The organism is Arsenophonus endosymbiont of Bemisia tabaci Q2 (assembly GCF_902713415.1).
Classification (GTDB): domain Bacteria; phylum Pseudomonadota; class Gammaproteobacteria; order Enterobacterales; family Enterobacteriaceae; genus Arsenophonus.
Genome location: NZ_CACTIE010000064.1, coordinates 22774 through 35669, shown reverse-complemented (window position 1 = coordinate 35669; position 12896 = coordinate 22774). Strand labels below are relative to the sequence as shown.

General features: G+C 36.7%; 10 protein-coding genes and 4 pseudogenes. 9 read left to right on the top strand and 5 right to left on the bottom strand.

Annotated features, from left to right (window positions below):
• Positions 1–256: 256 nt before the first annotated feature.
• The 5 genes from lon to bolA all read right to left on the bottom strand — a co-directional run bounded on the left by lon (position 257) and on the right by bolA (position 7093).
• Positions 257–2629 (bottom strand): endopeptidase La, encoded by a 2373-nt coding sequence (gene lon, locus ARSQ2_RS03795; protein WP_181994410.1) that lies wholly within the window; start codon positions 2627–2629, stop codon positions 257–259.
• A 191-nt stretch (positions 2630–2820) separates the two neighbouring features.
• Positions 2821–4107 carry an ATP-dependent protease ATP-binding subunit ClpX gene (clpX, locus tag ARSQ2_RS03790; protein WP_181994409.1) on the bottom strand — a complete coding sequence of 429 codons (1287 nt, stop codon included), beginning with the start codon at positions 4105–4107 and terminating at the stop codon, positions 2821–2823.
• A 116-nt stretch (positions 4108–4223) separates the two neighbouring features.
• On the bottom strand, positions 4224–4847 hold the full coding sequence (gene clpP / locus ARSQ2_RS03785) for an ATP-dependent Clp endopeptidase proteolytic subunit ClpP (protein WP_181994408.1): 624 nt from the start codon (positions 4845–4847) through the stop codon (positions 4224–4226).
• A gap of 264 nt (positions 4848–5111) precedes the next feature.
• Complete coding sequence (tig, locus tag ARSQ2_RS03780; protein WP_181994407.1) at positions 5112–6416, bottom strand: trigger factor; 1305 nt, start codon at positions 6414–6416, stop codon at positions 5112–5114.
• A gap of 374 nt (positions 6417–6790) precedes the next feature.
• The gene (bolA, locus tag ARSQ2_RS03775) at positions 6791–7093 is read right to left on the bottom strand and encodes a transcriptional regulator BolA (protein ID WP_181994415.1); all 303 of its coding nucleotides are present in this window, start codon (positions 7091–7093) and stop codon (positions 6791–6793) included.
• A gap of 300 nt (positions 7094–7393) precedes the next feature.
• Between bolA and ARSQ2_RS03770 the strand changes: the two are divergent.
• From ARSQ2_RS03770 to cyoA, 9 genes and pseudogenes are all read left to right on the top strand, one after another.
• Positions 7394–8003: pseudogene (locus ARSQ2_RS03770) on the top strand (YajG family lipoprotein).
• A gap of 48 nt (positions 8004–8051) precedes the next feature.
• Positions 8052–9584 (top strand): annotated as a pseudogene (locus ARSQ2_RS03765) (AmpG family muropeptide MFS transporter).
• 297 nt (positions 9585–9881) lie between these two features.
• Positions 9882–10385, top strand: a pseudogene (locus ARSQ2_RS12435) (outer membrane protein OmpK); the annotation flags it as partial.
• Between the two features lie 34 nt (positions 10386–10419).
• Positions 10420–10704: an IS630 transposase-related protein gene (locus tag ARSQ2_RS03755; RefSeq protein ID WP_181994406.1), complete on the top strand. Its 285-nt coding sequence runs from the start codon at positions 10420–10422 to the stop codon at positions 10702–10704.
• Positions 10695–10826, top strand: a complete 132-nt coding sequence (locus ARSQ2_RS13585) for a hypothetical protein (RefSeq protein WP_255487313.1) — start codon at positions 10695–10697, stop codon at positions 10824–10826. Before ARSQ2_RS03755 ends, ARSQ2_RS13585 begins: the two co-directional genes overlap by 10 nt.
• Entirely contained in the window at positions 10777–11040 is a 264-nt protein-coding gene (locus ARSQ2_RS12430; protein WP_238334301.1) for a hypothetical protein, read from the top strand. The genes ARSQ2_RS13585 and ARSQ2_RS12430 overlap by 50 nt, the downstream gene beginning before the upstream one ends.
• On the top strand, positions 10929–11237 hold the full coding sequence (locus tag ARSQ2_RS03750) for a transposase (RefSeq protein ID WP_238334300.1): 309 nt from the start codon (positions 10929–10931) through the stop codon (positions 11235–11237). The genes ARSQ2_RS12430 and ARSQ2_RS03750 overlap by 112 nt, the downstream gene beginning before the upstream one ends.
• Positions 11238–11271: 34 nt before the next feature.
• A pseudogene (locus ARSQ2_RS03740) lies at positions 11272–11571 on the top strand (outer membrane protein OmpK); the annotation flags it as partial.
• 377 nt (positions 11572–11948) lie between these two features.
• Positions 11949–12896 (top strand): ubiquinol oxidase subunit II, encoded by a 948-nt coding sequence (cyoA, locus tag ARSQ2_RS03735; protein ID WP_181994403.1) that lies wholly within the window; start codon positions 11949–11951, stop codon positions 12894–12896.

Here is a 12896-nt window from a genome sequence, read left to right as displayed (position 1 = left end):
TGATTAATCCAACGCGATACAGCTGCAGAGCGAATCCGAAATTGCTTCGCTGTTTCTCGGATAGTCAACCCTTTTTCTTCCATCGTAAATATCAGTTTACGTCTAAAATCAATTAAATAGCTCATATAAATAATGTCATCAAAATTAAGTCGCTTAGCTATAATTATAGATTTGTTTGCTTAATTTATTTAGTAGATAAAAAAAATAATAAATCATTTAAGATTTATCAGTTTTAAATTTATGTTAAATTTTTAATTTAAATCAATGCATTAAGAGCATCTTTACTCACTATCTCGATCCCAAAAGGGAGGGTTTGTAGTGCAATAGAAAAAACCTCTTCAATGGTCTTTACCGGGTAAATTTTTAGATCTGCGATAACATTTTGGGGTATTTCTTCCAAATCTCGACGATTTTCATCGGGAATTAGGACGATTTTTATACCACCACGGTGAGCGGCTAACAATTTTTCTTTTAAACCACCAATTGGTAACACTAATCCTCGTAATGTTATCTCACCAGTCATCGCTACGTCTGCTCGTACAGGATTACCGGTCAAACAAGAAACTAACGCTGTGCACATTGCAATTCCTGCACTGGGACCATCTTTTGGTGTTGCTCCCTCAGGTACATGCACATGAATATCCCGTTTTTCGTAGAAATCAGCATTAATACCTAGCTTTTCTGCTCGCGCCCGAACTGCAGTTAACGCCGTTTGAATAGATTCTTGCATAACCTCACCTAACGATCCGGTATAAGTGAGTTTACCTTTTCCAAGTACACAAGCAGTTTCAATAGTTAATAAATCGCCACCAACTTCTGTCCAAGCTAAACTCGTCACTTGACCGATACGATTTTCGGTATCTGCACGACCGTAATCAACTTTACGCACACCAAGATAGTCTTTTAGATTATTTTCATTGATGACAAGGTGTTTCAATGATTTATCCATCAGTAGTCCTTTTACTGCTTTACGACATAATTTGGAAATTTCACGTTCTAAACCACGAACACCAGCCTCGCGGGTATAATAACGAATAATACTAATAATTGCGCTATCGTCGATCGTAAGCTCACCTTTTTTCAATGCATTTCGCTGAATCTGTTTAGGTAACAAATGTTTTTTGGCAATATTAAGTTTTTCATCTTCGGTGTAACCTGAAAGACGAATCACTTCCATACGATCTAATAACGGTGCTGGAATGTTCATCGAATTTGAAGTGGCAACGAACATCACATCAGAAAGGTCATAATCAACTTCTAAATAATGATCATTAAACGCAACATTCTGTTCTGGATCAAGTACCTCAAGTAAAGCCGATGCCGGATCACCACGCATATCCGAAGACATTTTGTCAATTTCATCTAACAAAAATAAGGGGTTCTTAACACCCACTTTTGCCATTTTTTGAATAAGTTTCCCGGGCATAGAGCCAATGTATGTTCGTCTATGTCCACGAATTTCTGCTTCATCACGGACACCACCAAGTGCCATACGAATATATTTACGCCCTGTCGCTTTAGCAATTGATTGACCCAATGATGTTTTACCAACACCAGGCGGTCCGACCAAACATAAAATTGGCCCTTTAATTTTACTTACGCGACTTTGCACAGCTAAGTATTCAAGAATACGTTCCTTAACACGTTCTAAACCATAATGATCGCTATCCAGTGTCTCCTGAGCTTTCAGCAAATTTTTTTTAACTTTACTGCGAGCATTCCACGGGACCTGCACCATCCAATCAATATAGCTCCGTAAAACTGTCGCTTCAGCAGACATAGGTGACATCATTTTCAATTTTTGTAATTCTGCCTCCGCTTTTTGCCGAGCTTCCTTAAGCATTTTAACTGCTTCGATTTTGCGCTTGAACATTTCATATTCATCAGGCGCGTCTTCCATCTCACCTAATTCTTTCTGAATTGCTTTCATCTGCTCATTCAAATAATATTCGCGCTGACTTTTCTCCATCTGCTTTTTAACGCGATTACGAATACGTTTTTCAACCTGCAGTAAATCAATTTCAGACTCCATCATTGCCATCAAATATTCAAGGCGCTCAACCACATCAGCCATTTCTAATACACGCTGTTTATCGGCTAGTTTTAACGGCATATGAGAAGCGATTGTATCAGCCAATTTGTCCGATTGTTCAATAGAATGCAATGATGTTAATACCTCAGGTGGGATCTTTTTATTCAGTTTAATATAGCCTTCAAACTGATTAATGGTTGTCCGATTTAAGACTTCTTGCTCTTTTTCATCAACAGTCGGAGAACTAAAATACTCAGCCTGGGCAATGAAATATTCTCCATTATCTGTTAGCGTAGTGATTTTTGCACGACGAAGACCTTCAACTAAGACTTTAACCGTACCATCTGGTAGTTTTAGCATCTGCAAAACAGAAACAACTGTCCCTACAGAGAAAAGATCATTTACTCCTGGCTCATCAGTCGATGCTTCTTTTTGAGCCACCAACATAACCTGTTTATTCTGATCCATTGCAGCTTCAAGACAGTGAATCGATTTCTCACGGCCAACAAACAATGGGATCACCATATGTGGATAAACCACGACATCTCGCAGAGGCAGTAGAGGAATTTCAATGCGTTCGGAACGCTCAAGATTCATAAGGTTCTCTCTTCGTTTAGCTTATGCCAATTTTAGGGTTTCCTTAAAAGTTTTGAGAAACCTCAGTTTAAATATAGAGTTACATGGGGACAAAATTTTGATATTCAATGCCCTGATTCGGTATTAAACACAAAATGAGGAGAAAACCCTCATTTTGCATTACACAATTCAACTAAGAAAAGCATTAAGATTTATTTTTCACCTGATGCTTGTATATCAGGTTGACTATAAATCACTAAAGGTTCTGATTGACCGGAAACCACCATTTCATCAATCACTATCTTCTCAACATGCTCCATTGATGGCAAATCATACATAGTTTCTAGCAAAGCGCCTTCCACAATAGAACGTAAACCACGTGCTCCGGTTTTCCTCGACATGGCTTTTTTCGCAATTGCTTTCAACGCTTCTTCACGAAACTCAAGATTAACGCCTTCAAGTTCAAAAAGTGCTTGATATTGTTTAGTCAACGCATTTTTAGGCTCTTTCAGAATCTGAATTAATGCTTCTTCACTTAATTCGCCTAAAGTAGCTACGACAGGTAAACGACCAATAAATTCAGGAATCAAACCAAACTTAATTAAATCTTCTGGTTCCACTTGAGAAAATAACTCACCTTCAGTCGCTCGCTCGGATTCGCTTTTGACCTCAGCAGAGAAACCAATACCAGAACGTGTATTTAACCGTTGGCCAATCACTTTATCAAGACCTGCGAATGCACCTCCACAAATAAATAGAATTTTAGAAGTATCGACTTGCAAAAATTCCTGTTGTGGATGTTTACGGCCTCCTTGAGGGGGCACTGCTGCAATTGTACCTTCAATAAGTTTAAGTAAAGCTTGCTGAACGCCTTCACCTGAAACATCGCGTGTAATTGACGGGTTGTCAGATTTACGGGATATTTTATCAATTTCGTCTATATAGACGATACCACGCTGTGCTTTCTCTACATCATAGTCGCATTTTTGTAGAAGTTTCTGAATAATATTTTCTACATCTTCTCCAACATAACCCGCTTCCGTTAATGTTGTCGCATCAGCGATAGTAAATGGTACATCCAGGTAACGAGCCAAAGTTTCAGCTAATAGTGTCTTACCACTGCCCGTCGGCCCAATAAGCAAAATATTACTTTTACCTAGTTCTACGCCTTCACCATTCATCCCTTCGTTAGAAATATTACGTAGGCGTTTATAATGGTTATAAACACCTACCGCCAATACTTTCTTCGCATTTTCCTGGCCAATAACATAATCATCAAGATGATAACGAATTTCATGGGGTCTCGGTAATGCGCTCTGCTCACGATGTGGTGCAATCTCTTTAACTTCTTCTCGAATAATATCGTTACAGAGCTCAACACACTCATCACAGATATAAACTGACGGACCAGCAATTAACTTACGAACTGCATGCTGGCTTTTTCCGCAGAAGGAGCAGTACAGCAACTTTCCTGAACTCTCTTTGCGTTTATCTGTCATTCAGATAACCTCACTTTTTTAACCATCACCCTAATTTCAACAAAGAGGGTAACAGAAAACTGTTACTAATTAATCATGTATATAACTATATCAGGCATGCCATACATTTATGTAAATTAATTACGATTAGTATAAATTTTATCTACCAAACCATAACTAACTGCTTCTTCTGCACATAAAAAACGATCCCGTTCGGTATCGCTCTCAATCTCTTTTATTTTTTTACCCGTATGTTTAGCCATTAATTCATTCATACGCAATTTAATTTTTAAAATTTCTTTGGCGTGAATTTCGATATCCGACGCTTGTCCTTGAAATCCGCCTAAAGGTTGGTGGATCATGACACGAGAATTGGGCAAACAATAACGTTTTCCTTTAGTACCGGCGGTAAGCAAAAAAGCGCCCATCGAACACGCTTGCCCCATACAAATTGTACTAACATCAGGTTTAATAAATTGCATCGTATCATAAATTGACATACCTGCCGTAATGACGCCACCCGGTGAATTAATATAAAGATGAATGTCTTTATCAGGGTTTTCAGCTTCTAAAAACAGCATTTGAGCAACCACTAAATTTGCCATGTGATCTTCGACCTGACCTGTTAAAAAAATAATTCTTTCTTTAAGTAGGCGCGAATAAATATCATAAGAACGTTCACCGCGTGAAGTCTGCTCGATTACCATTGGCACCAATGCCATATGCGGCGAAAGTTGATCTTGATTGTTATGATATGACATTTCCATCTCCTAATTAAACGCTTTATGGTGCCCAATCTATCTAATTCTACTCGAGATAAATAAGAATGACTATAATTACAAACTTAACCATTATTCATAAAGGGATATTCGCCCTTATGAAGAAAGTCATACAACAATATAGAAAATTATTTGAGGTTATTCTTTTCTTTTTGCAAGAAAGAAAAAAGAAAAGTTTTTTAACGATAAAAAAACCCGTAGCATAAAACCACGGGTTTTCACAAAACCAAATAATAACCTCAGCAATTACCTCATCTGAGGCTGATTCATTAACTCTTGGAATTGAGTTTCTTTATCTGTTACTTCCGCTTTTTCTAATAATATTTCAATGGCTTTTTCTTCTAACGCAAAATTACGGACACTATCCATTAACTCTTTATTTTTGCTATAGTATTCGATCACTTCAGTAGGATCTTCATAAGCTGAAGCCATCTCTTCAATCAGTGACTTTACACGAACATCATCTGCAGTTAGGGAGTTTTTATTGATAACTTCACCTAATAATAAACCAACAATAACGCGATGTTTAGCTTGCTCTTCAAATATTTCACGTGGTAATTCTAACGCTTGTTTTTCGTTGCCACCAAAACGTTGTGCAGCTTGTCGACGTAGTACATTTATTTCACTGTCAACAACAGCAATAGGCACCTCAATTTCATTTTCCTTAACTAAACAATCAAGTACTTGCGTCTTAATTCGATTACAAACAGCTGTTTTTAGTTCACGTTCCATATTTTTGCGTACTTCTCCACGTAAACTCTCGATCGAACCGTCAGGAACACCAAATTGTTTGATAAATTCTTCAGTCAGTTCTGGTAATACACGTTGTTCCACTTTCTTCAAAGTGATAGCAAAGTTAGCCGCTTTACCTTTTAAATTTTCTGCGTGATAATCGGCTGGAAAATTGACATCGATAGTAAATTCTTCACCTTCCTGATGACCCATAATACCATCTTCAAAACCAGGTATCATAAGACCTTCACCCATTACCAGCACAAAATCATCCGCATTACCACCTTCGAACACTTCACCATCAATTGTGCCTTTGAAATCGATAGTCACTCGCGAATCGGCAGCAACTTTTTCTTTTATCTCTTGCCAAGTAGCTTGTTGCTTGGGTAATTTTTTGAGCATGGTGTCAACATCTTCATCTTTTACCGCAACAATAGGTTTTTCAACCTTGATATTTTCTAAACCCTTTAACTCAATTTCTGGATAGACTTCGAATTCAACGGTATAGGTAAAATCTTCACCCGTTTTAAATTGTTCAGGTTGATATTTTGGTGCCCCAGCTGGATTAATTTTTTGTTCTATGATTGCATTAAGAAAATTACGCTGCATTATATCGCCCAGCACGTCCTGCAATACAGAAGTACCATATCGTTGTTTAACGATATTCATTGGCACTTTGCCTTTACGAAAACCATCAATGCGCACTTTTCTTGACACATTAATTAATTCACTATTCACCGCTTTTTCAATATCAGCATTAGGAACGGTAATTGTTACACGACGCCCCAGGCCTTGAGTTGTTTCAACAGAAACTTGCATCTTGTTACCTCAAAAGAATCTTAGTACTCGGACAACTCCAGAGTGAATGTTATCAGACATCTCTTGATAACATACTGTTCCCCAAACCCGGGGGGTTTACCTTCTATTTTTAGACTCCCTGTTAATCCCTGTTAAGTAGAAGCGTTCCGAAACCTTATAGAAAATCAGACGCCACATTATACAGATGCATATGAGGTCAGTCGAGCAAAGGTGAATAATAAATAGTAAACGCTCTAAATACTGGCTTTTGTAGCGAAATTGATATGACTAACACGGTATAAGATATAACGATAAAAATATTTTATACCAGCAATTATTGCTAAATAATATCTGGTTAAGTCAGCATAATTATCTATTTCTTAACCTCGATTGACCTACTCTCCACCACGGCAAGCTGGTGAAGAAAAAGCCTGCTGTTGGCGCTGTTGCCACTCAGTTGGGGTATAAGTATGTAATGCCAATGCATGAACACTATTAGATAGTTCATCTGCTAATAATTGATAAACAGTTTGGTGACGAGCAACCATCTTTTTTGCTGCAAATTTTTCTGTCACCAAAATAACTTTAAAGTGACTTTCCGTACCTGGCGGAACATTATGTTGATCACTTTCATCTAATACCATCAAATATACCGGTGAAAAAGCGTATTCCAGTTTTTCTTCAATTTGCTTACACATAGTTTTCATAGGTTTAGTTATCATATTAATAGACTCTTTCGACTTAATTTACTAAGTAAATATATATGCAAGCAAAAATGATTAATCTTTTTTTATTATGACTCACTACGATTTATTCAATATCGGTTATAAATAGGATTAGATATTACTAAATTACGATTAAAGCATAATCCAGACCAATTTTTTAGTAGGTTTCTTCACCAAATGCCGAAATGCCGATAACGTTCTGGCATACTAACAGCAAAATACCAAAGTATGGTAACGATTAAATCAAGTAATACCAAAATAGGTTGAGAAAACATGTTAAAAAATACCTTTCATCTAATCATTGCTTTGTTAATCTCATTGAGTTTAATAGGATGTGTTGCCCCAAGTAACACCCTGTCTATCGAGCCAAATATTACCTTGCCAACTCAAGATCCAACCATAAGAGCAGTTTCAATAAATATTACTAGCATTGATAAAAGAAGCTCAACGGCACTCGCCGAAATTAATCGTAATGCAGCACTAGCGGTATTAAAACCCTCTCGCGATTTACGCTATTTTTTACAAGAAGCATTAGAAAAACAGATGATCGGCAGAGGTTATACGGTTAGTGCACCGGCTAATATTAATTTACAAATTGCGCTAAATAAGCTGTATGCTGATTTACAAGAAGGCAGATTACGTCATAATATCACTGTCGATGTTGCGATTAGTGTCGTAGCTATGGCATCTAAATGGGTCAACCAGTACACGTACCTATACGCATAGCTATAATGAACAAGGGCCTCTTGATGCTAGTAACGAAAAAATTGCTTCACCTATCAATAAAGCGTTAACCGACATTATTGCTGATATGGCTAATGATCCTGAAACAAGCCAGTTTATAAAACAAAACGCACAATGCATTTTTCAGCGTGTTAAGTGAGAGTGCTGCCAGCAATAGCTCTTTCTGAAAATAAATAATAGGACGACTATGAAAAAAAACTACCTGACCGTTTTTACCCAACATCGTTCCCGAGTGCTGCTTTTGCTAGGTTTTGTGTCAGGGTTACCGCTGGCAGTTACCGCAAGTACTTTGCAAGCCTGGTTAACCGTCGAAAATATTGATATTAAAACGATCGGTTTTTTTCATTAGTCGGCCAGGCTTATGTATTAAAGTTTCTTTGGTCACCATTAATCGATCGCTACACCCTGCCCTTGCTAGGTCGCCGGCGTGGTTGGTTATTAACCACTCAGATTTTACTGATTATCAGCATTGCTGCGATGGGATTTATCGATCCCAAAGAGCATCTTTGGTGATTAGCAGCTGCTGCGGTGCTGGTCTTTTTTTGTTCCGCCTCACAAGATATTGTTTTTGATGCTTATAAAACCGATTTATTGTTAACAGAAAAGCGTGGCGCCGGCGCGGCAATATCCGTTATGGGTTATCGTATTAATATGTTGGGTTTCAGGCGGATTAGCTTTATGGTTGGTCGACCATTTTGTTACTTGGCATCAACTTTATCTAGTGATGGGCAGCCTAATGCTAATTGGTGTCTATGCAACACTGTCCGCTAAAGAACCACTAATAAAATCGCCATCACCCAAAACACTGTATGAAGCTATCTATGAACCCTTTATCGAATTTTTTAGTCGTAATAATGCCTGGATCACCTTGTTATTGATCATTTTTATAAAATGGGTGATGCATTTGTTATGGCACTGATTACCAATTTCCTATTAAATAAACTTGGCTTTTCGCTGGCTGAAGTTGGCACTATTAATAAAACTGTTGGACTATTTGCAACTATTCTTGGCGCTTTATATGGCGACTATATTATGCAAAAAATGTCGTTATTTAAAGCCTTACTTATTTTCAGTATTTTACAGACTATTTCTAATTTTGGTTATTGGTTTCTGGCAGTAACTCCCGCCAATATTTATAACACCAGCAGCGTTATCTTTATTGAAAATATCTTTTCTGGCATGGGCACTGGCGCTTTTGTCGCACTACTAATGACGCTTTGCAATCATTCGCTTTCTGCAACTCAAGTTGCTTTACTATCGGCCTTATCAGCTATTGGGCGGGTCCATGTTGGGCCCATGGCAAGCGCGCTAGTGAGCAAATATGATTGGCCCGCTTTTTATCTTATTTCTGTCGTTATTTCATTACTGAGTATTTTTTTAATATTGATATGCAAACAATCGTTATCTTATATCCAACAAACCGGGAAATTTATGCGTTGGACTTATTTTAAGCAATCCTATAAATTAGCTATTTGTGTGTCTTGCCGTCTCAGCAGGTATATTTATATTTTGGATAATAATAACAATTTTAAGTTATTTTTCGGCTGGCAAGATCAATTTATTTACACAACGGATTGAAGTATGGTTTAAAATGTTAATTTATAAAGATCAACTGATTAATTTAAGTATCATAATTGGGACTGTTGATTTTATTTTAGGCGGAACCCTGAATTATCTAGCGATGCCTAAAACAGGCATACCAAAACAATGCAATAAATAGCCATTAGAATATATATTAGAATATATATAAAATAAAAATAGTTATATTGCAAAATATTTATTTTAATGATTTATTATTGACTGCTATAAAATAATCATTGATACAGAGTGATCTTTATCACTGTATGCAAAAGATCAAATTTCTATTTACAAAAACAAACTCTATCATCTCGCAGCTTTCACTTTCGCATTTCATTATATTCAAATGCGTTTAAGTTTATTTAAAATTAAGTTAATAAAATTTATGAGTAAAAAGTTTTTACCTATTGCGATATTAACGTAGCTAACTCCGTTTACCATGGCTAGTACTACAAGAGAAAATTCCGTTGGTTATCAAAATGGTTTCGCTAATATCAGTCTAAATTATTTTAACTGGTCACAACGAGCAGAAAATAACTCGGCTCACACTACCGGTAAAAAGATTTTACCTATCTTGAACTGGAAGGAGGAGCTATAGCTAAGCGTCTTAATTTTGATTACAAAATATATGTTTTTCTTCAATATAAATTTATAGCTGGGCGACTTTAATTGGGGTGAACTCTACGGTTTCTTTGATGTTGAAAATCCATTTCATCAACGTAAAACAGAGCCCAGCAAAAACCAACGCTACGCCGTTAAAACAACCGGTCCTTTCTACTTAGGTGACAGTGGCTTTAATCTCTATGGGCATCTTTATGGTATTTGGTCTTTACCCGGTTATAAATACGGTGGTAATTTCCACGAAATTAATACACTTTATGGTTTTGGCTACAATTTCTCACTAGGCGATTTTTGGGTAAAACCCTTCTTAGCCTTACATTATAGCTAAGCGACTTAATTTTGATGACATTATTTATATGAGCTATTCAATTGATTTTAGAAGTAAAGTGATATTTACGATGGAAGAAGAAGGGTTGATTATCCGAGAAACAGCGAAGCAATTTCGGATTGGTTCTGCATCTGTATCGCGTTGGATTAATCAAATAGAGCCAAAAGCATCGACTACGCGTCAGCGAAAAATCGATAAATCCGAGTTGATAAAAGATGTTGAACAATATCCAGATGCTTACCAAAAAGAGCGTGCAGAGCGTTTTGGCGTTTGTCAGAAGGCCATTTGGCAAGCCCTTAAAAAATGGGATTGACCTATAAAAAACTCTACGTCATCCGAAAGCCGACGAAAACACTCGACAAACGTTTCAACAAAAAACAACAGTATGAAAAAGAAGGCAAGCATATTGTTTTTATTGATGAAAGTGCTTTTTGATACGATACCCCGCGGACTCACGGCTATTCCCCGAAAGGTCAACGGTGTGTTGGTCTCAAGAACTGAGGAACTAAAGGAAGAACAAATGTTATCGGCGCTTTATTGGGCACAACGCTGTTTGCTATCGGATTATTTGATATCAATATTAACAGCGATGTTTTCTATGGATGGGTCACCCAAGTCCTTATCCCAGTACTTCCTAAAAACAGTGTAATCATGATGGATAATGGAACTTTTCACAAGAAACAGAGTATTCAACAAGTCATCATCGATGCGGGGAATATGGTGGAATATTTGCCTACCTATTCGCCAGATCTTAATCCAATTGAACATAAATGGACACAAGCTAAATGCAAAAAAAGAGCGCTCGGATGCGACACAGATATTTTGTTCGCACTCAATATGGTGTAATCGAAGCTGTAATCAAAATTAAGTCGCTTAGCTATATGTTGATCAAACTTTGTATTCTGGCAAAAATGGCTATGTCATTGGTTGGGTTGCCGGCTATAGTTTTCAATTATGGTCACAAAACTTTTCTATCACTAATTGGCATGAGATGAAACTTAATCGCGCAAAAGGCTATGGCAATGACGGCAAAGAAGAGGTATTAACGGTGCCGGTAGCCTTATGGTGGACGCCTTTTGAAACCTTATCTGAAGGTATTCAATATCGCTATATTGATAACAAACTTGGTGATGATTTTTATCACGATGGGATCATTTATACCATCAAATATAATTTTTAATCATGTAAGCTACCGTAAAGCCTGCTTATTTAAAAATGAATACCATTTTTTAACTAATGCTAAATAATAAATATTTAAAACTAACTATTATTTAGCATAAGAATTAATTTTCGATCTATAAAATCACATTTTGATTTCCTTTTATCTGCTTCTTTTTATTAAAAATAAAATTATTTAATGTAAATAATTGTGAACCAAAAAATAATCATTTAAACTGTTCTATAATGAATTCGATTATACTTGTGATCACTTTAACAAAAAAGTAATAACAATTATATTTGTGCGCCTTACAATTGTTTACACTAATATAACCTTACCGTAAAATACCTACACTGAACAAAACGACAATAATCATCTTTGTCATTTGAGGTCGCTAAATGAGACTTATAAAATATAAAGGAAGTATTGGAGTCATCTCACTGCTTACTATTGTTTTCCTGCTAACTGGTTGCGATATGGTATTAATAAATCCCAAGGGCGCCATTGGTGTTGAACAAAAAAGACTGATACTAACTGCGCTTGGTTTAATGTTAATTGTTGTTATTCCAGTCATTTTTATGGCAATTATCTTCGTCAGAAAATATCGAGCAAGCAATAAACAAGCAACCTACCGGCCAGATTGGGCACATTCAAATAAAATTGAGTTAGTTTGCTGGATAGTTCCTATCATCATCATCATCATTCTTGCCGTGATAACCTGGAAAACAACGCATCAACTGGATCCTTATAAAGCATTAGAAAGCGATAAAAAACCGATTACCATTCAGGTCATTTCTACCGATTGGAAATGGGTGTTTGTCTATCCAGAAGAAAATATCGCTACCGTTAATGAAATCGCCATTCCTGTCGGTGTGCCAATTAACTTTAAAGTGACAGCCGAGTCAGTGATGAATTCTTTCTTTATCCCTGCACTTGGTGGTCAAATTTATGCGATGGCTGGTATGCAAACGAAGCTTCACTTAATCGCTAATCAACCTGATACCTATAAAGGCTTCTCATCAAGTTATAGCGGTCACGGATTTTCCGACATGAAATTTAATGTAATTGCAACACCTGATACGGCAAGCTTTGATAAATGGGTGCAAAAAGTAAAAACATCTACCAAAACGCTAGATAGCATGGCTACATTTAATCAATTAGCTAAACCTAGCCACAATGTCCCTGTTACCTATTTTTCAAGCGTGAAACCAAATCTCTATGAAGAACTGATATTAAAATTTGGCCATGAACATCATATCAATCATGCTAACAAAACCGAACATGAAATGTCTGGCAATCAAATAATGCATATGAACCACTCTGCTCATGTCGATGCTAAGGAATAA